Here is an 18,364-nt window from a genome sequence, read left to right as displayed (position 1 = left end):
CCCCCCCCCCCCCCCCCCCCCCCCCCCCCCCCCCCCCCCCCCCCCCCCCCCCCCCCCCCCCCCCCCCCCCCCCCCCCCCCCCCCCCCCCCCCCCCCCCCCCCCCCCCCCCCCCACCCCCCGCCCCCGGGCACCCCGCCATGAGGCATCCACGAACGACTCCCACGGAGCAACGGTGACCGCCACGAAGGCCCCGATCGAACCCCCGAAGACGCCGGCTCCGGTGCGCCGGCCGGGTGACCGGATCTTCTCCGGCTCCGCGCGGGGCTCCGGCATCTTCATCCTGCTCGTCCTGGCCGGTGTCGCCGCCTTCCTCATCAGCGAGGCGGTCCCGGCCCTCACGGCGTCGTCGGAGGAGATCCCCGGCGGCGAGGGGCTGGCCCACTACGTGTGGCCGCTGATCGTCGGCACCCTGCTCGGTGCCCTCATCGCCCTGCTGGTCGCCACCCCCCTCGCCGTGGGCATCGCGCTCTACACCACGTACTACGCGCCCCGCCGGATCGCCTCCGGCCTGGGCTACGTGATCGACCTGCTCGCGGCGATCCCGAGCGTCGTCTACGGCTTCTGGGGCCTGGCCGTCCTCGCGCCGCAGCTGGTGCCGGCCCACGAGTGGCTGGCCGACAACCTCGGCTTCATCCCGCTGTTCGCCGGCCCCGCGTCGACCACGGGCAAGACGATGCTGACCGTCGGCCTGGTCCTGGCGATCATGATCCTGCCGATCATCTCGGCCATCGCCCGCGAGGTCTTCGGACAGGCCCCGGCCCTGCACCGCGAGGCCGCGCTGGCCCTCGGCGCGACGCGCTGGGAGATGATCAAGATGGCCGTGCTGCCCTACGGCAAGTCCGGGGTCATCGCCGGCGCGATGCTGGGTCTGGGCCGCGCGCTCGGCGAGACGATGGCGGTCGCGATCGTCCTCTCCGGCGGCGCCGGCGCCACCGTCAACCTGATCAGCAACTCCAGCCCCTCGACGATCGCGTCGAACATCGCGCTCAAGTTCCCCGAGGCCACGGGCATCGGGGTCAACACGCTGATCGCCAGCGGCCTGGTGCTGTTCGTCATCACCCTCGCGGTCAACATGCTCGCCCGCTACATCGTCAACCGGCGCGCCGACTTCTCCGGAGCCAACTGATGACCACCGACATCCGGCCCGCGCCCGAGACCCGCACGGAGCCGCGCGGCCCCGTCCGCGTCGAGCGCCGGCTCCCCCGCTACGCGCCCCTCGGCCTGTTCGCCGCCGGGATCGCCCTGGGCGCCGCCCTCTCGGCCCTCACCGGCTTCGGGATCGCGTCCACCGTCATCTACGGCGTCGTCCTCGGCACCCTGCTGGTGTGGCTGGTCTCCCGCACCGTGGAGGGCCGCCGTAAGGGCACCGACCGGCTCGTGACGGCCCTGGTCACCGCGGCGTTCGGCATCGCCATGGTCCCGCTGGTCTCGCTGGTCTGGACGGTCCTGGACCGGGGCCTGGCACGCCTGGACGGCGACTTCTTCTCCAACTCGATGTTCCGGGTCGTCGGCGAGGGCGGCGGCGCCTACCACGCGATCCTGGGCACGCTGGTGATCACCGCGCTCGCCGCCGTGATCTCGGTGCCGATCGGCCTGCTGACCGCCATCTACCTCGTCGAGTACGGCAGCGGCCGGCTGAAGAAGGCGATCACCTTCTTCGTCGACGTCATGACCGGCATCCCGTCGATCGTCGCCGGCCTCTTCGCCTTCGCCCTGTTCACGCTGCTGTTCGGCAACGACTTCCGCGCGGGCGTCATGGGCGCGGTCGCGCTGTCGGTGCTGATGATCCCGGTCGTCGTCCGCTCCTGCGAGGAGGTCCTCAAGCTCGTCCCGAACGAGCTGCGCGAGGCCAGCTACGCCCTGGGCGTGCCGAAGTGGCGCACGGTCGTGAAGGTGGTCCTGCCGACGGCGGTCGCCGGCCTGGGCACCGGGATCACCCTCTCCATCGCCCGCGTCGTCGGCGAGACCGCCCCGCTGCTGATCACCGTCGGGCTCATCACCGGGACGAACCTGAACCCGTTCGACGGCCGCATGGCCACGCTGCCGGTGTTCGCCTTCTACCAGCTGACCCAGCCCGGCACCGCCACCCAGGCGTTCTACGACCGGGCCTGGACGGCGGCCCTGCTCCTCATCATCCTGGTCATGGCGCTCAACGTCGTCGCCCGCCTGATCAGTCGCTTCTTCGCCCCCAAGACCGGTCGCTGAGCGCGACCGACTGACCGGAGGACACGCACGTGGCCAAGCGCATCGAGGTCTCCGACCTCAACATCTACTACGGCAACTTCCTGGCCGTGGAGGGCGTCAACGTCTCCATCGAGCCGCGCAGCATCACCGCCCTGATCGGCCCATCGGGCTGCGGCAAGTCCACCTTCCTGCGCTCGCTCAACCGGATGCACGAGGTGCTGCCCGGCGCCCGCGTGGAGGGCAAGGTCGTGATGGACGGCCAGGACCTCTACGGCAGCGACGTGGACCCGGTGAACGTCCGCCGCCAGATCGGCATGGTCTTCCAGCGGCCCAACCCGTTCCCGACGATGTCGATCTACGACAACGTCATCGCCGGCAACCGCCTGAACAGCAAGCGGATGAAGAAGTCCGAGACCGACGACCTGGTCGAGAAGTCGCTGCGCGGCGCGAACCTGTGGAACGAGGTCAAGGACCGCCTCGACCGGCCCGGCTCGGGCCTGTCCGGCGGCCAGCAGCAGCGGCTGTGCATCGCCCGGGCCATCGCCGTCGAGCCCGACGTGCTGCTGATGGACGAGCCGTGCTCGGCGCTGGACCCCATCTCCACGCTCGCCATCGAGGACCTGATGACGGAGCTCAAGGAGCGGTTCACCATCGTCATCGTCACGCACAACATGCAGCAGGCGGCCCGCGTGAGCGAGTCCACCGGCTTCTTCAACCTCAACGGCGTCGGGCAGCCGGGCCGGCTGATCGAGTTCAACCCGACCGAGAAGATCTTCAGCAACCCCGACGAGAAGGCCACCGAGGACTACATCTCGGGCCGCTTCGGGTGAGCTGACCCCTGCGCCACCGCGGCCCGTCCCCTCCCGAGGGGGCGGGCCGCTGCCGTTGCGGGGCCCGCGGCCGCCCCACCCGGCCGGACGCGGCCGGGTGATCCGGGCGGGTCAGCCGCAGCTGGCGGTCGCCGACGCCGGGGCCGCGTCGGCCAGGACCTCGGCCGGTGCCGCGTCGTCGGTGGGAGGGGCGGCGGGAGCCGGCGGCGCGGGGGCGGGCAGGGGCACCACGGCCGTGTAGTCGGGGCCGACGACGAGCTGGACGGCGTCCCCGATGCCGTCGGTGGGCTCCAGCACCGCGCCGGGGACGGCGAGGGCGACCGTCTGCGCCTGGGCGACGGCGCCGGGCCCGTGGCGGACGACGGTCCGCTCGACGCCGCCGACCTCGTTGCCGACGTCGCCCACCACGAAGCCCTCGGCGCGCAGCGCGTCGGCGACGGTGCCGGCCAGGCCCGCGGTCGCCGTCCCGTTGAGGACGTCGAGCGTGACGTCCGCGGCGGCCAGGGTCGCCGGCGGGGCGGGCGCGGGGGCGGGCGGCTGCTCCGGTGCGGGGGCGGGCGCGGCGGGGGCGGCCGGCTGCGGCTCGGCGGCGGCGGGCAGCGGCCGGTCCTCGAGCACCGACTCGAACAGGGCCCGGGTGCCGGCGCGGTCGAGGAGCACGTAGGAGGTGTCGCTGCCCGCCGGCACGTAGTCGACGCCGGCGACCGGCAGGGCGGCTCGCTGGACCGCGTCGCCGGACAGGTCGCCGAGCGTGCCGGCGAGGGCGCTCAGGTCGCCGAGGTTGGTGCCCTCGTCGACGGTGAGCGCGCCGGCGGCGGTGGTCAGGAACGAGGTCAGCCGCACCGGGTTGCCCGCGACGCCCCAGGACATCGCCTGGCGCAGCGTCGAGGTGAGCAGGACCTGGGCCCGCTCGGCGACGGCGGTCCCGGTGCTGTCGGGCGCGGCCTCCGCGGGGCGCAGCCAGCCGGCCGCCGCCGCGCCGTCCAGCTGGGAGGCGCCGGCCGGCAGGGGCTCCGCCGCGGCCGCCCATGCCTCGGTGACCGTGGGCAGGCAGACCGGGATGCCGTGCAGCGCGTCGACCATCCCGGGCAGCCGGGCCAGGTCGACGCCGAGGTAGTGGTCGACGCGCAGCCCCGACAGCTGCTGCACCGCCCGCACGAGGCAGGCCGGCCCGCCGTCGAGCAGGGCCTCGGCCAGCGCCTCGGTGGCCGGGTCGCGCACGTCGCCGTCGCCGGTCCGGCAGGCGGGGGTGTCCACCAGCGCCCGCGGCGGCAGGCTGACCAGCACCGCGGAGTCCTCGTCCGGCGCCACGCGGGCGAGCAGGGTCGCGACCCCCTCCGCTCCCTCGGCGCCGGGCAGGCCGGTCCCCACCACCAGGTAGGTGTCGGCGTTCTCCTGCAGCTGCGGCGCGACGATCTCGGGGCCGTCGGTGGCGAGCGCGTCGACGCGGTCGATGCTGTTGTCGACGTAGACGTAGAGCCCGAGGTGGTAGGCGAGGACGAGGGCGACCAGCGCGGCCACGCCCTGCGTCAGGCGGATCATCCGGCGGCGGCCCGGGCTGCGGGCCGCACGGCGGGCGGCGCGGCTCTCGCGGCGGGGCGGTCGCGGGGCGGCGGTGGCTCCGGAGCGGCCGGGGGCGTCCAGGCCGGGGATCGGCGGCAGCGGGTTGCCGCGGCGGGGGGTGCCGGCGGGGCCGCCGCCGGGCAGTGGCGGCACGGGCTGGCTGAGGCGCACCCCCGGCAGCGGCGGCACGGGCTGGCTGAGCCGCACCCCCGGCAGCGGCGGCACGGGCTGGCTGAGCCGCACCTCCGGCAGCGGCGGGACCGGCTGGCTGAGCTGCACGCCCGGGACCGCGGGCAGCGGCGGGACCGGCTGGCTGTGCCGGACGCCGGCCACCGCCGGCGGGGCGGGCGGCGCTGGGGGTACGGCCGCGGGCGCGACGGCGGGGAGGCCGGCGGCGGGACGGCCGGCCGGCGCGCCGGGGACCGGCGGCAGGCCGCGACCCGGCGGCGGCGTCGCGGGAGGACGGCCGTCGCTGGCCGAGGAGGACGGGGACGGTGTCCTGACCGCCGGCGCGGGCGGGACCGGGCGGGCCGGCGCGGCCTCGGCGCGGCGGACGACGTCCGGCGGCGGAACGGCCGGACGGGGCCCCCGGTGGGCGGGCAGCGACTCGCCGGGGAGCAGCGGGATGGGCACCTCGCCGGTCCGGCGGGCCGCACGCCGTCCGCTCGGGCCGGCGCCCTGGCGGGCGATCAGCTGCTCGAGGGTCAGCGGCTCGCCGTTCCGATCGAGCGCGCCGTCCCCGGCGTCGCCCTCCGCTCGCGAGTCCCCCACCGCGTCGACATCCCATCGTCGTGGTCCGTGCCGTACTCCCCCGTACCCGCACACACACGAGTACTCCGCCACGCATCGTGGGCGGTCCCTCACGATACGTCCGATCCGCCCGCCGGACGGGTGACGCGCGGGAGCCGATCAGCGACATGTCGATCCCGGACGTAGCGTCCACCCGTGCGCCTGCCCTCCCTGCCCGGCCCCTCCGACCTCATCGCCGCGGTGGACGGCCTCCGGGAGGGCCTCTCCGAGGCCATCGCCCTCGTGCCGCGCGTTGTGGGCGCCGTCGGCCGGATCGAGGGTCTGCTGGACCGTGTCTCCGTCGTCGTCGCCTCCGCCGAGGGACTGCTCGACCGGGTGGACCGCGCGGTGACCGACCTGGAGGCGACCCGCCGCCGGGCCGACGGCGCGATCAGCGCCGTGGGCGAGACCCGGCGCAAGGCCGACGACGCCATCAGCGCCGTCGGCGAGACCCGGCGCAAGGCCGACGACGCCATCAGCGCCGTCGGCGAGACCCGGCGCAAGGCCGACGACGCCATCAGCGCCGTCGGCGACACCCGGCGCAAGGCCGACGACGCCATCAGCGCCGTCAGCGACACCCAGCAGCGGGCCGACGACGCCATCAGCGCCGTCAGCGACACCCAGCAGCGGGCCGACGACGCGATCGGCGCGGTGGCGTCGACCCAGCGCCGGGCCGACGAGGCGATCGGCGCCGTCGGCACCACGATCGAGCGGTCCCAGCAGGCGGTGGGCCGGGCCGAGGGCACCGTGGCGCGGGCCGAGGACGTCGTCTCCCGCGTCGACCCGCTGCTCGCCGGGTACGAGGGCCCGCTGCAGCAGCTGGCGCCGGTCGTGCAGCGGCTCGCGGAGACGATGGAGCCCGACGAGGTCGAGGCGCTGGTCGCGATGATCGACCGGCTGCCGGTGCTGCTCGGGCACCTGGACGACGACGTGCTGCCGGTGCTGAAGACCCTCGACGGCGTCGGCCCGGACGTGCACGACCTGCTCGACACCATGCAGGACCTGCGGCAGGTGGTGAAGGGCTTCCCCGGCTCGCGGCTGTTCCGCCGGCGCGGCGCCGAGGAGATCGCCGAGGAGGAGCAGCAGGAGCAGGAGCAGGAACAGGAGGAGGAGCGGGCCGGCTCCTGACCGGCCCGCTCCCCCCGCCGGTCAGGTCTCGGTCGGGTAGCCCAGCGCGCGCACGACGTCGCCGATCCGCTCGAAGGTCTGCCCCTCGGGCAGCCGCCGGAGCTCGTCGACGACCGCGTCGGTGGCGCGGTGGTCCAGGGCCGCCTCGACCAGGGTCGGCCCGTCGGCCGGGAAGTCGGCGCGGTCCAGCCAGCGCGCGAGCTCCGCCCGCGCGACGACCGCGTCCTCGGTCATGCCGACCGGGACGCCGCCGACGAGCGTGCCCGTGGGGTCGGCCGTGAGGTCCGGCTCCCCCTCGGCGACGGGCTCGGCCTCGCGCCACTCGTGCGAGCGGGTGGCGTGCTCGGCCTTGAGCATCCCCTGGATCTCGTGCTCGATCTCCTCGTCGAGCCGCGGGTTGTGCTTGGTGCTGCGCGACGAGACGCCGGCGAACTGGTCGTCTGGCTGGCTCACGGGTACCTCCTGTGTGCTGGTCCTGCCGTGGATCCGGGGGTCACTTCTTCTCCAGCGCCGAGGGCTTGTGCACCGCGGTGCCGCCGCTCTTGTCGCTCCTCACCTCGTACTGCGGGTCGTCCTCGCTGGCCCGGACCTGCCGGCCCGCGGCCTTCGTGTCCTTCGTGATCTCGCGCGTGACGGTGCCCTCCGCCTGGCCACCGTGGCTGTTCCACGTGACGTGGTCGCCCTTCCGCAGGTGCTCGGCCATCTCGTCCTCCCCGCTGTGGGGGCCGCCGTCCGGCCCGACCCCCGCTGCCTGCCCCCGCGGAGGCGGCGACACACATCACCCGTGCGGGCCGGAGGTTCACCCCTGCGGGCACAGCGCTCGGGCGTCCGGACACGTAGCGTGGTCGCCGACGGGCCCGATCCCCCGTAGTCGCTGGTCTTCGCGCCGTTGCGGCTACCCAGGGTGATCCCCGTCCGCGATCGCCGGCCCGGTCGACTCCATTCCCCCGGGGTCGGCCGGGTCGGCCCCGCCGGCCGGGACCGGCCGCTGCCTACCCTGGCGCCCGTGACTGCTCCCGACGACGGACTGCGCGACGTGGACGTCCTGACCGTCGTCGCCGTCTCGGCCCCGACGCCGACGGTGCGCCGCGTCGTCCTCACGGGCACGCCGGCGGCCGTGGCCGCCGCCGGGCCGACGGTCAACCTGCTCGTCCCCCGGGCGGACGACGCGGCACCGCGCTGGCCGCGGGTCGCCCGCGACGGCCGGGTCGTCTGGCCCGTGGGCGCGCACGGCGTCGCCCTCCGCAGCTACACCGCCCGGCGGCAGGACCCCGGCCGCGGCGAGGTGGAGATCGACTTCGTGCTGCACGGGGACGGCCCGGCCGCGACCTGGGCGGCCGGCGCGGCCCCGGGCGCGCTCCTGGCGGTCGCGGGCAGCGGCGAGCTGGGGATCCGGCCGGCCACCTCGCTGCTGCTCGCCGGGGACGAGACCGCACTGCCGGCCATCAGCCGGATCCTGGCCGAGGCGCCTCCGGCGACGACGGGGCTGGCGCTGGTGGAGGTCGCCGGGCCGGAGGAGGAGCAACCCCTCGCCGCGCCGCCGGGCGTGACGGTCCGCTGGCTGCACCGCGACGGGACCCCGCCCGGGGAGGGCTCGCTGCTCGCCGACGCGGTGGCCGCACTGGACCCCCCGGCCGGGGACGACGTCTTCGCCTGGGTGGCCGCCGAGTCCGCCGCCGTCCGGGCGATCCGCGGCGACCTGCGCTCCCGCTGGGGGCTGGGCCGGGCCGGGCACCACGCGATCGGGTACTGGCGGCGCGGCCGGGCCATGTCCCCGGCCGGCTGAGCGGGCGGGACGCCCAGGGAGTTCACAGGTGCCGTGCAGCCGGGCGGCAGCAGACGGGCAGAACCTGGTCTCATGACGACGGCATCGGTGCGTTCAGCGGGAGGGTCGGTGCAGGGGACCCGGGACACGGGCGGTTCCGCCGGGCGGCCGCCCGAGGCGCGGCTGCTCGTGGTGGACGACGAGCCCAACATCCGCGAGCTGCTGTCGGCGAGCCTGCGATACGCCGGCTTCGAGGTGGCCACGGCGGCCGACGGGCAGCAGGCGCTGGCCCTGGCCTCGTCCTTCCGCCCGGACCTGCTGGTGCTCGACGTCATGATGCCGGGCCTGGACGGCTTCGGCGTCGTGCGCCGGCTGCGCGAGACCGGCCGGCACACCCCGGTGCTGTTCCTCACCGCCCGCGACGCGCCCGAGGACAAGGTGTCCGGCCTGACGTTGGGCGGCGACGACTACGTCACCAAGCCGTTCAGCCTGGACGAGGTGGTGGCGCGCATCCGCGCGGTGCTGCGCCGCACCAGCGCCGGCGCCCAGCTCGCGGCCGAGGCCCCGCGGCTGACCTTCGCCGACATCGAGCTGGACGAGGAGTCCCACGAGGTCCTCAAGGCCGGCACGCTGGTCAGCCTCTCCCCGACCGAGTTCAAGCTGCTGCGCTACCTGATGGCCAACGCCGGCCGGGTGCTGTCCAAGGCGCAGATCCTCGACCACGTGTGGAACTACGACTTCAACGGCGAGGCCAACGTCGTCGAGTCCTACATCTCCTACCTGCGGCGCAAGGTCGACACCACCGAACCCCGGCTCCTGCACACCATCCGCGGGGTCGGTTACACGCTGCGGCTGCCGCGGGGTTCGTGATCGAACACCTCCCGACCTCCCCGTCGCAGCGTCCCCGGCCGGCTCCCCGGGTGCCGCTGCGCGTCACCCTGGTGGCGCTGCTGGTGGCGCTGGTGGCGTTCGCCCTGCTCGCCACCGGGCTGGCGGCGACCTCGCTGCTGCGCGGCTACCTGCTCGACCAGCAGGACGACCGGCTGCAGGCGGGCATCCACGACGCCGAGTACGACCGCCGCATCCTCGGCGCCTGCCAGGACGGCCAGTACGCCGCGCTGCCGCCGGGGTCGGCGTACTACGCCTGCATCGCCCCGGGCGAGGACCAGGTGCGGCCCCTGCAGGGACCGTCGGACCCCGACCGCCTGCCCGACGTGGACGCCGACGACCTGGGCCCCGGCCTCGGCCCGGACGAGCCGGTCACCGTCTCCTCCGCCGACGACCGGACGCAGTGGCGCGTCCTGGCCGGCGACCTGCCGGCCGGCTACCGCCTGGTCATCGGCACCGATCTGGAGGCCGACCAGCGGGCCATCGGCCGCCTCGTGCGCATCGAGCTCGTCGTCGGGCTGATCGCCCTGACGCTGCTGGGCGTGGCCGGCTTCGTGCTCGTGCGCAACAGCCTGCGGCCGCTGGAGGAGGTCGGCGCCACCGCGCGGGCGATCGCCGCCGGCGACCTGAGCCGCCGGGTGCCCGCCGGGGACGAGCGGACCGAGGTGGGCCGGCTGGCCAACGCGCTGAACGTGATGCTGGCGCGGATCGAGAGCGCCTTCTCCGCCCAGCGGGTGTCCGAGGAGCAGGCGCGCGCCTCGGAGGGGCGCATGCGCCAGTTCGTCGCCGACGCCAGCCACGAGCTGCGCACCCCGCTGACCTCGATCCGCGGCTTCGCCGAGCTGTACCGCCAGGGCGCCGTCCGCGATCCCGAGGAGGTGGCGCGGCTGATGCAGCGCATCGAGTCCGAGGGCGCCCGGATGGGCCTGCTGGTCGAGGACCTCCTGCAGCTGGCCCGCCTGGACCAGCAGCGGCCGCTGACGGTCACCCCGGTCGACCTCGCCGAGGTCGCCGGCGACGCCGTCCACGACGCCCGCGCACTGCAGCCCGACCGCCCGCTGGAGCTGGTGCTGGACCCGGCCATGACCGAGATGCCGGTGGTGCTCGGGGACGAGGCGCGGCTGCGCCAGGTGGTGGGCAACCTGGTCACCAACGCGCTGGTGCACACCCCGCGCGACGCCCGGGTGACGGTGACCCTCGCCGAGGAGGCGGGGCCGGCGGGGGACGACGAGGACGGCGGCTGCGTCCTCGTGCGGGTCGCCGACGAGGGCCCGGGGATGGCGGGGTCCGACGCCGCGCGGGTGTTCGAGCGCTTCTACCGCGCCGACCCCAGCCGCAACCGTGCCGCCGGCGGCACCGGCCTGGGCCTGGCCATCGTGGCCTCGCTGGTGGCGGCGCACGGCGGGACGGTCGACCTGGCGACGGCGCCCGGCGCGGGCGCCGTCTTCACCGTGCGGCTGCCCCGCAGCGGCCCGCCGGGCACCGCCGGGGTACCCGGCTGAGCGGTGCCGCCGCCTGGCTACCGTCGGGCCCGTGCACAGCGACGACGCCGCCCCGCCGCCCGACCCGGACCTGATGGCCGCGGTCGCCGAGCTCGGGGACGCGCTGCGGGGCCTCGTCGACGCCTCGGTGCGCACCGACGTCGCGGCCGCGGAGATCCGCGCCGCCGCCGCGGGCGCGCGGGAGGTCACGGCGCGCCTGGCGGCCCGGCAGCGCCCGGCCGGCCGCCTCTCGCCGCTGGACGACGTCCGCGCCTTCCGCCGGGTGTACAACCCGGTCAGCGGGGCCGGCAGCGCGTTCGCGCCGCCGCTCGCCCTCCGGGCCGTGGACGGCGGGGTGGCCGCCGAGACCACCTTCGGCCTGGCCTACGAGGGGCCGCCGGGGTTCCTGCACGGCGGCATGAGCGGGTTGGTCCTGGACCAGGTCCTGGGGACCGCGGTGATCCGCGCCGGCCTGTGGGGCATGACCGTGCGCCTGGAGCTGGACTACCGCGCCCCCGTGCCGCTGGACACCCCGGTGGTGCTGACCGGCCGGGTGCTGGAGACCGCGGGACGCCGCACCGTCGTCGCCGGGACGATCGCGCCGGCCGCCGAGCCCGACCGGGTGCTCGTGGAGGCGCGCGGCGTCTTCGTCACCCCGCGCCGGGAGACCGTCCGCGACTACTTCGCCGGAGTGACCGACGGGTCCGGGCGGCACAGCCCGCCCGGCCGCCCCACGGACGCGACCGCGCCGGTCCCCACCCCCGCGGACGGCCCGGCCGCGCTCGAGGCCCCGTGACCGCCACCGGGCCGGACGCCCCGACCGACGTGCAGGTCGCCGCCGAGGCGGCGCGGGCCGCGGCCGCCGTGCTGCTGGAGCTGCGCGCGGGCGGGCGCACCGGCCGCGAGCTGGGGGACGCCGGCGACGCCGCGGCGCAGCGGGCCATCGCCGCGGTGCTGGCCGGGCGGCGCCCCGGGGACGCGGTGTTCAGCGAGGAGGCCGCCGACGACGCCCGCCGGCTGACCGCCGGCCGGGTGTGGATCGTCGACCCGCTCGACGGCACCCGCGAGTACGGCGAGCCCGGCCGCTCCGACTGGGCGGTGCACGTGGCGCTGTGGGCCGGCGGCGGGCTCACGGCCGCCGCTGTCGCCCTGCCGGGGCTCGGCGAGGTGCTGGTCACCGACCCGCCGCCCGCCCCGCCCGCCGCCGCGTCGTCCCGCCCCCGGATCGCGGTCAGCCGCACCCGCCCGCCCGCCGTGGCCGGCGCCGCCGCGGCCGCGGTCGGCGGGGAACTCGTGCCGATGGGGTCGGCCGGCTTCAAGGTGACCGCGGTCGTCCGCGGCGAGGCCGACGCCTACGTGCACGCCGGCGGGATGTACCAGTGGGACTCCGCCGCGCCCGTCGCCGTCGCGCTGGCCGCCGGGCTGCACGCCACCCGCCTGGACGGCTCCCCGCTGCGCTACAACGAGCCCGACCCGTGGCTGCCGGACCTGCTCGTCTGCCGCCCGGAGCTGGCTCCCGCCCTCCTGGCCGCAGCCCGCTGAGGCCCATGCCGGACACTGGTGCGGGAATCCCTCCCGAACCGGTGCGGTTGGTGCCGGTTCGAGGGTGTCCCGGTACGCCCGTACCGACCGCCGTCCCCGAGTCTGCGAAGGCCCTGCACCGTGACGAGCCCTGACTACCGGCTGACCCAGCTGGAGACGCTGGAGGCCGAGTCCGTCCACGTCATCCGCGAGGTGGCCGCCGAGCTCGAGCGGCCGGTGCTGCTGTTCTCCGGCGGCAAGGACTCGATCGTGATGCTCGAGCTCGCCCGCAAGGCGTTCGCGCCGGCACGCATCCCGTTCCCGGTCATGCACGTGGACACCGGGCTGAACTTCCCCGAGGTCCTGGAGTTCCGCGACAAGCGGGTCGCCGAGCTGGGGGTGGAGCTGGTCGTCGCCTCGGTGCCCGACGCGATCGCCGCCGGCACGGTCAGGGAGGAGCCCAACGGCTCCCGCAACCGCATCCAGACGCCGGTGCTGCTGGACGCGGTCGAGGAGCACGGGTTCACCGCGCTGTTCGGCGGCGCCCGGCGCGACGAGGACAAGGCGCGCGCCAAGGAGCGGGTGTTCTCCTTCCGCGACGAGTTCGGCCAGTGGGACCCGAAGAACCAGCGGCCGGAGCTGTGGGACCTCTACAACGGCCGGATCCACGTCGGGGAGTCCATCCGCGTCTTCCCGCTGTCGAACTGGACCGAGCTCGACATCTGGCAGTACATCGCCCGCGAGCACATCGCGATCCCGCCGCTCTACCTCGCGCAGGAGCGGGAGGTCGTCGAGCGGCAGGGGATGCTGTACGCGGTCAACGAGTTCATCCGCCCGCGTGACGGCGAGCACGTGTTCCGCGAGACCGTCCGCTACCGCACCGTCGGGGACGCCAACCTGACCGCCGCGGTGCGCTCGCAGGCGATCACGGTGGAGGAGGTCATCGCCGAGATCGCGGTGACCCGGATGACCGAGCGCGGCGCGACCCGCGGCGACGACAAGGTCAGCGACGCCGCCATGGAGGACCGCAAGAAGGAGGGCTACTTCTGATGGGGTCGCAGGACCGCGCGGTCGACGTGCACTCCCCGGTCGCCGAGCACGCGGCCGAGATCGCCACGGCCCGCAAGGACATCCTCCGGATCGCCACCGCCGGCTCCGTGGACGACGGCAAGAGCACGCTGATCGGCCGCCTGCTGTACGACAGCAAGGCCGTGTTCGAGGACCAGTACGAGGCGGTGGCCCGCGCCAGCAAGGGCGACCACGTCGACCTGGCGCTGCTCACCGACGGGCTGCGCGCCGAGCGTGAGCAGGGCATCACCATCGACGTCGCCTACCGCTACTTCAGCACCCCGCGGCGGACCTTCGTCCTCGCCGACACCCCCGGGCACGTGCAGTACACCCGGAACATGGTCACCGGCGCCTCCACCGCCGACCTGGCGATCGTGCTGGTCGACGCGCGCAAGGGCCTGCTGGAGCAGAGCCGCCGGCACGCGTTCCTCGCCTCGCTGCTGCGGGTGCCGCACCTGGTCGTCGCCGTCAACAAGATGGACCTGGTCGACTGGTCGGAGGAGCGCTTCGAGGCGATCGCCGACGAGTTCAGCGCCTTCGCCGCCAAGCTGTCGGTGCCCGACCTGACCGTCGTCCCCATCTCGGCGCTGCACGGGGACAACGTCGTCACCCACTCGCCGAACACCCCCTGGTACGAGGGGCCGACGCTGCTGCACCACCTGGAGCACGTGCACGTGGCCGGCGACCGCAACCTCACCGACCCGCGCTTCCCGGTGCAGTACGTCATCCGGCCGCAGCTGCACGCCGCGGGCCAGGCGGACTTCCACGACTACCGCGGCTACGCCGGCACGGTCGGCAGCGGCGTGCTGCGGGTCGGCGACGAGGTGCAGGTGCTGCCCAGCGGCCTGACGACGACGATCGCGGGCATCGACGGGCCCCGCGGGCCGGTCGAGGAGGCCTTCGCGCCGATGTCGGTGACCGTGCGGCTGGCCGACGACCTGGACGTCTCCCGCGGCGACCTGATCTGCCGGCCGCAGAACGCCCCGGCGGTCACCCAGGACCTCGACGCGCTGGTCTGCTGGATGACCGACGAGCCGCTGCGCCCGCGGCAGCGGCTGGCGGTCAAGCACACCACCCGCACGGTGCGGGCGATGGTCAAGGAGCTGGCCTACCGGCTGGACGTGAACACGCTGCACCGCGATCCGGACGCGACCGAGCTCGGCCTCAACGACATCGGCCGGGTCAAGCTGCGCACGACCCAGCCACTGTTCGTCGACGACTACCTGCGCAACCGGGTGACCGGCCGGTTCATCCTGGTCGACGAGGCGACGAACGCCACCGTCGGCGCCGGGATGCTCACCCCCGCCGGCTGAGGCCAGGCCCCCTCGCCCCCACCGCTCGCGGTGGGCCCCTGCGAGGGGGCCGTCCCGACGCCTCGGCTAGGCCGCGGCGGCCCGCTCCAGGGCGCGGCGGGTGAGCAGCCGGGCCAGGTGCCGCCGGTACCCGGCGTCGGCGTGCATGTCCGCCGGCGGGCTCGTCCCCTCGTCGGCCAGCGCGGCGGCGTCGGCGATCGACGCCCCGCCGGCCAGGGCCGCCTCCGTGGCGGACGCCCGCAGGACGGTGCCGCCCATGTTGGCCAGGGCGACGCGGCCGTCGACCGCGGCTGCCGCGACGATCGGCCAGTCGTTGGCCCGCCGGGTGAACTTCTCGTAGCCCCAACCGGCCGCGCCGGTGCGCGGCACGCGGACCTCGACGACGACCTCGTCGGGCTCCAGCGCCGTCTCGAAGAAGCCCAGCCAGAAGCCGGTGAGCGGGATGGTGCGGCGGCCCGCGGGACCCTGCGCCACGACCGAGCCGCCGAGGGCCAGCAGCGCGGTCGGCAGGTCCGAGGCGGGGTCGCTGTGCGCCACGGTCCCCCCGAGCGTGCCGCGGTGGCGCACCTGCGGGTCACCCACCAGGCCGGCGGTGTGCGCCAGCAGCGGCGCCTCCGCGCGGACGACGTCGGAGCCCTCCAGCTCGAAGTGCCGGGTGCCCGCGCCCAGGACCAGCTCGTCGCCGTCCACGCGGGTGTAGGACAGGCCGGGGACGCGGCTGATGTCCACGACCACCGCGGGCATCGCCAGGCGGAGCTTCATCAGCGGGAGCAGCGAGTGCCCGCCGGCCATCAGCTTCGCGTCGTCGCCGTGCTCGACCAGCGCCGCGATCGCCTCGTCGACCGAACCGGCCCGGACGTACTCGAACGGCCCGGGGATCACGCGGCCTCCTCGCTGGCGCTCGTCGTCCGCACGATCCGGGATGCTCTGCCCCCGCATGACCTCGCGAGCCCGGTCATGCCGTGACCTCGGGCGCGCCGGGGACCCGGCCGGCGGCCGGACCGGCCTGGGCCGCGGCCTGCACCGCGCGGACGATGTTGTGGTAGCCCGTGCAGCGGCACAGGTTGCCCTCGAGGCCCTCCCGGACCCGCCGCTCGCTCGGGTCGGGGTCGGCGGCCAGCAGCCCGACGGCGGCCATCACCATGCCGGGGGTGCAGAAGCCGCACTGCAGGCCGTGCTCCTGGCGGAACGCGGCCTGCACCGGGTGCAGCTCGCCGTCCGGCCCGGCCAGCCCCTCCAGCGTCGTGACCTGCGCGCCGTCGGTGGCGACGGCGAGCACGGTGCACGACTTCACGGTCAGCCCGTCGACGAGCACCGTGCACGCACCGCACGAGGTGGTGTCGCAGCCGACGTTGGTGGCCCGCAGCCCGCGCACCTCGCGCAGGTAGTGGGCCAGCAGCATCCGCGGCTCGACGTCGTCGGTCCGCTCGGCGCCGTTGACGGTCACCGTCACCTGCATCAGGAGTCCCCTCCGGTGGGAGCGTGCTGGGTGGCCTGCTGGAGCGCCCGCCACACCCGCATCGGGGTGGTGGGCATGTCGACGTGCCGGACGCCGAGGTGGGCGACGGCGTCGACGACCGCGTTGTGCACGGCCGGGGTGGCGCCGATGGTGCCGGCCTCGCCGATGCCCTTGGCGCCCAGCGGGTTGTAGCTGGTCGGCGTCTCCGACGGGACGAGCTCGAAGCTCGGCACCTCGGTGGCCGACACGATCGGGTAGTCGGCGAAGGTCGAGGTGTTCGGGTTGCCCTCGTCGTCGTAGAGGACCTCCTCGAGCAGCGCCTGCGCCACGCCCTGGGCGAGACCGCCGTGCCGCTGCCCCTCGGCGATCAGCGGGTTGACGATCGTGCCGGCGTCGTCGGCCGCCACCAGCCGGACGACCTCCGCCTTGCCCGACTCCACGTCGACCTCGACCACGGCGAGGTGCGCGCCGAAGGGATAGGTGGAGCCCGGCTGCGAGAACGTGGCATGCACCAGCAGCGGCTCCGCCGCGGCCAGCTGCGCGTAGGAGACCGCCGCCCCCGGCACGCCGGCGACGGCGAGCCCGGCGACCGACGGGTCGACCACCAGGTCGCCCGGGTCCACCTCCAGCACCGCGGCGGCGCGTTCCCGCGCGACCTCCAGCAGCTCCGCGGCCGCCTGCCGGACCGCCGCGCCGCCCAGCTGCAGGCTGCGGGAGCCGCCGGTGCCGCCGCCCTGCGGCACGAGGTCGGTGTCGCCCCAGCGCAGGGTGATCCTCTCCAGGGGGACGCCCAGCTCCTCGCTGGCGAGCATCGCCCACACGGTCGCGTGGCCCTGCCCGTGCGGGGAGGTGCCGGTCAGGATCGTCGCGCTGCCGTCGGGGTGCAGCTCGACGGTCGCGTTCTCGTTCGGGTCGCCGGCCTCGCTGCCGGCGCCGGTGATCTCCACGTAGACGCTGAGCCCCAGCCCCAGCTGGCGGACGTCGCCCCGCTCGCGGCGGGCCGCCTGCTCGGCGCGCAGGGCGGGGTAGTCCGCCGCCTCGAGGACGGCGTCGAGCACCGCCGGGTAGTCCCCGGAGTCGTACAGCGCCCCGCCCTTGCTCATCAGCGGCTCGGTGAAGGGCGCGAGCAGGTTGCGCCGGCGCACCTCGGCCGGGTCCATCCCGATCTCGGCGGCGAACAGGTCCACGGCCCGCTCGATCGCCGCGGTCGCCTCCGGCCGGCCCGCGCCGCGGTAGGCGCCGACGGGCGTGGTGTTGGTGACGACGCTGACGAACGAGGACTCCACCGTCTCGATGTCGTAGACGCCCGGCGCCATGAGCATCGTCATCGACGGCAGCACGGCCCCGAACCGGGGATAGGCGCCGCTGTCCTGCAGCACGTGCAGCCGGTAGGCGCGGATGCGGCCGCTGCGGTCCCCGCCGATGGTCACGGTCTGCACCTGGGCCCGGCCGTGGGTCATCGCGACCATGTTCTCCGAGCGGGTCTCCACCCACCGGACCGGCCGCCCGGTGACCCGGGCCGCCACCGCCACGACGGCGTGCTCGACGTCGGCGCCGAACTTGGCCCCGAACGCGCCCCCGACGTCGGGGGTGACCACCCGCACGGCGGCCGCGTCGAGGCCCAGCATGGTCTTCAACGAGCGCTTGCTGCCCTGGGCGCCCTGGTTGGGCAGCCACACCGTCAGCCGGCCGTCCTCACCCCACGCCGCCGCACCCGCCCGGACCTCCAGCGGCGCCACGGCGACCCGCTGGTTGAGCACCTCCTGGGTGACGACGACCTCGCAGGCGGCGAACGCGTCGGGGGCCTCCCCGCCGTCCCCGGCGCCCGCGGCGGCGTCGAGGTCGGCGCCGCCGGCCGCCCGCGCGGCGTCGGACGCCCGCTGGAAGACGACGTTCGTACCGGCGCCGGGGAACAGCAGGACCTCGTCGCGCAGCGCGTCCCGCGGGTCGACGACGGCCGGCAGCGGCTCGTAGTCCACCGCCACGAGCTCGGCGGCGTCCTCACCGGACCAGCGGTCCTCGGTCAGCACGACCGCGACCGGCTCCCCGACGAACCGCACGACGTCGCGCGCCAGCAGGGGCTGGGCGGTGTCGGCCGGGTACATCGGCAGCATCGGCCGCTGGTCGGGGACGCCGGCCAGGTCCTCGGCGGTCAGCACGGCGACGACCCCGGGCGCGGCGGCGGCATCGGCGGTGTCGATCGAGGCGATGCGGGCGTGCGCCACGGGCGAGCGCACGAACGTCGCGTGCACCGCGCCCTCGAGGCGCTCGTCGACCAGGTCGTCGGTGTAGGTCGCCCCCGTGGTGAGGAACAGCGGGTCCTCGGTGCGGACCACCCGGGTCCCCAGGATGCTCATGCGCGGTCTCCCTGCTG

Annotated in this window: 17 protein-coding genes; 11 read left to right on the top strand and 6 right to left on the bottom strand. The window is 75.7% G+C overall.

Annotated features, from left to right (window positions below):
- Nucleotides 1-173 precede the first annotated feature (173 nt).
- The 3 genes from pstC to pstB are packed head-to-tail and all read left to right on the top strand — an operon-like array spanning nt 174 to nt 3,015.
- Nucleotides 174-1,127: a phosphate ABC transporter permease subunit PstC gene (gene pstC, locus ACI781_RS15035; protein WP_456566922.1), complete on the top strand. Its 954-nt coding sequence runs from the start codon at nt 174-176 to the stop codon at nt 1,125-1,127.
- Nucleotides 1,127-2,206: a phosphate ABC transporter permease PstA gene (gene pstA, locus ACI781_RS15030; protein ID WP_456566921.1), complete on the top strand. Its 1,080-nt coding sequence runs from the start codon at nt 1,127-1,129 to the stop codon at nt 2,204-2,206. Before pstC ends, pstA begins: the two co-directional genes overlap by 1 nt.
- A 29-nt stretch (nt 2,207-2,235) precedes the next feature.
- Nucleotides 2,236-3,015, top strand: coding sequence for a phosphate ABC transporter ATP-binding protein PstB (gene pstB, locus ACI781_RS15025; RefSeq protein WP_456566920.1), 780 nt, complete (start codon nt 2,236-2,238; stop codon nt 3,013-3,015).
- A gap of 111 nt (nt 3,016-3,126) precedes the next feature.
- Here pstB and ACI781_RS15020 read toward each other — a convergent pair whose 3' ends face one another.
- Entirely contained in the window at nt 3,127-5,349 is a 2,223-nt protein-coding gene (locus tag ACI781_RS15020; RefSeq protein WP_456566919.1) for a LytR C-terminal domain-containing protein, read from the bottom strand.
- 174 nt (nt 5,350-5,523) lie between these two features.
- On the opposite strand from ACI781_RS15020, the gene ACI781_RS15015 reads away from it, so the two are divergent.
- A complete protein-coding gene (locus ACI781_RS15015; protein WP_456566918.1) occupies nt 5,524-6,495 on the top strand; it encodes a hypothetical protein in 972 nt (323 codons plus the stop codon).
- A 21-nt stretch (nt 6,496-6,516) separates the two neighbouring features.
- Here the strand turns inward: ACI781_RS15015 and ACI781_RS15010 are convergent, their stop codons facing one another.
- Together ACI781_RS15010 and ACI781_RS15005 are read right to left on the bottom strand one after the other, a co-directional pair.
- Nucleotides 6,517-6,948 (bottom strand): DUF2795 domain-containing protein, encoded by a 432-nt coding sequence (locus ACI781_RS15010; protein WP_456566917.1) that lies wholly within the window; start codon nt 6,946-6,948, stop codon nt 6,517-6,519.
- A 40-nt stretch (nt 6,949-6,988) separates the two neighbouring features.
- Complete coding sequence (locus tag ACI781_RS15005) at nt 6,989-7,198, bottom strand: DUF2945 domain-containing protein (RefSeq protein ID WP_456566916.1); 210 nt, start codon at nt 7,196-7,198, stop codon at nt 6,989-6,991.
- A gap of 303 nt (nt 7,199-7,501) precedes the next feature.
- Between ACI781_RS15005 and ACI781_RS15000 the strand changes: the two genes are divergently transcribed.
- The 7 genes from ACI781_RS15000 to ACI781_RS14970 all read left to right on the top strand — a co-directional run bounded on the left by ACI781_RS15000 (nt 7,502) and on the right by ACI781_RS14970 (nt 14,531).
- Nucleotides 7,502-8,281, top strand: a complete 780-nt coding sequence (locus tag ACI781_RS15000; protein ID WP_456566915.1) for a siderophore-interacting protein — start codon at nt 7,502-7,504, stop codon at nt 8,279-8,281.
- Between the two features lie 108 nt (nt 8,282-8,389).
- Nucleotides 8,390-9,130 (top strand): response regulator transcription factor, encoded by a 741-nt coding sequence (locus ACI781_RS14995; protein WP_456566914.1) that lies wholly within the window; start codon nt 8,390-8,392, stop codon nt 9,128-9,130.
- Between the two features lie 50 nt (nt 9,131-9,180).
- Nucleotides 9,181-10,650 (top strand): sensor histidine kinase, encoded by a 1,470-nt coding sequence (locus ACI781_RS14990; protein WP_456566913.1) that lies wholly within the window; start codon nt 9,181-9,183, stop codon nt 10,648-10,650.
- Between the two features lie 31 nt (nt 10,651-10,681).
- Nucleotides 10,682-11,425, top strand: a complete 744-nt coding sequence (locus ACI781_RS14985; protein ID WP_456566912.1) for a PaaI family thioesterase — start codon at nt 10,682-10,684, stop codon at nt 11,423-11,425.
- A complete protein-coding gene (locus ACI781_RS14980) occupies nt 11,422-12,171 on the top strand; it encodes an inositol monophosphatase family protein (RefSeq protein WP_456566911.1) in 750 nt (249 codons plus the stop codon). Before ACI781_RS14985 ends, ACI781_RS14980 begins: the two co-directional genes overlap by 4 nt.
- 120 nt (nt 12,172-12,291) lie before the next feature.
- Nucleotides 12,292-13,200: a sulfate adenylyltransferase subunit CysD gene (gene cysD / locus ACI781_RS14975; RefSeq protein ID WP_456566910.1), complete on the top strand. Its 909-nt coding sequence runs from the start codon at nt 12,292-12,294 to the stop codon at nt 13,198-13,200.
- Complete coding sequence (locus tag ACI781_RS14970) at nt 13,200-14,531, top strand: sulfate adenylyltransferase subunit 1 (RefSeq protein ID WP_456566909.1); 1,332 nt, start codon at nt 13,200-13,202, stop codon at nt 14,529-14,531. Before cysD ends, ACI781_RS14970 begins: the two co-directional genes overlap by 1 nt.
- A 66-nt stretch (nt 14,532-14,597) precedes the next feature.
- On the opposite strand, the gene ACI781_RS14965 is transcribed toward ACI781_RS14970, so the two are convergent.
- The 3 genes from ACI781_RS14965 to ACI781_RS14955 all read right to left on the bottom strand — a co-directional run bounded on the left by ACI781_RS14965 (nt 14,598) and on the right by ACI781_RS14955 (nt 18,347).
- A complete protein-coding gene (locus tag ACI781_RS14965) occupies nt 14,598-15,413 on the bottom strand; it encodes an FAD binding domain-containing protein (RefSeq protein ID WP_456566908.1) in 816 nt (271 codons plus the stop codon).
- A 73-nt stretch (nt 15,414-15,486) separates the two neighbouring features.
- Complete coding sequence (locus tag ACI781_RS14960) at nt 15,487-15,990, bottom strand: (2Fe-2S)-binding protein (RefSeq protein WP_456566907.1); 504 nt, start codon at nt 15,988-15,990, stop codon at nt 15,487-15,489.
- Entirely contained in the window at nt 15,990-18,347 is a 2,358-nt protein-coding gene (locus ACI781_RS14955; protein ID WP_456566906.1) for a xanthine dehydrogenase family protein molybdopterin-binding subunit, read from the bottom strand. The genes ACI781_RS14960 and ACI781_RS14955 overlap by 1 nt, the downstream gene beginning before the upstream one ends.
- Nucleotides 18,348-18,364 lie beyond the last annotated feature (17 nt).

This window comes from Blastococcus sp. SYSU D00695 (assembly GCF_054050555.1).
Note: the sequence above shows the minus strand (reverse complement) of the source record. Positions and strands in the feature narration are given on the sequence as shown.

Excerpts from the sequence above, each read along its gene's own strand:
- pstA (WP_456566921.1), top strand. The coding sequence starts at position 1,127 with ATGACCACCGACATCCGGCCCGCGCCCGAGACCCGCACGGAGCCGCGC.
- ACI781_RS14970 (WP_456566909.1), top strand. The coding sequence starts at position 13,200 with ATGGGGTCGCAGGACCGCGCGGTCGACGTGCACTCCCCGGTCGCCGAG.
- ACI781_RS15005 (WP_456566916.1), bottom strand. The coding sequence starts at position 7,198 with ATGGCCGAGCACCTGCGGAAGGGCGACCACGTCACGTGGAACAGCCAC.
- ACI781_RS14960 (WP_456566907.1), bottom strand. The coding sequence starts at position 15,990 with ATGCAGGTGACGGTGACCGTCAACGGCGCCGAGCGGACCGACGACGTC.
- ACI781_RS14955 (WP_456566906.1), bottom strand. The coding sequence starts at position 18,347 with ATGAGCATCCTGGGGACCCGGGTGGTCCGCACCGAGGACCCGCTGTTC.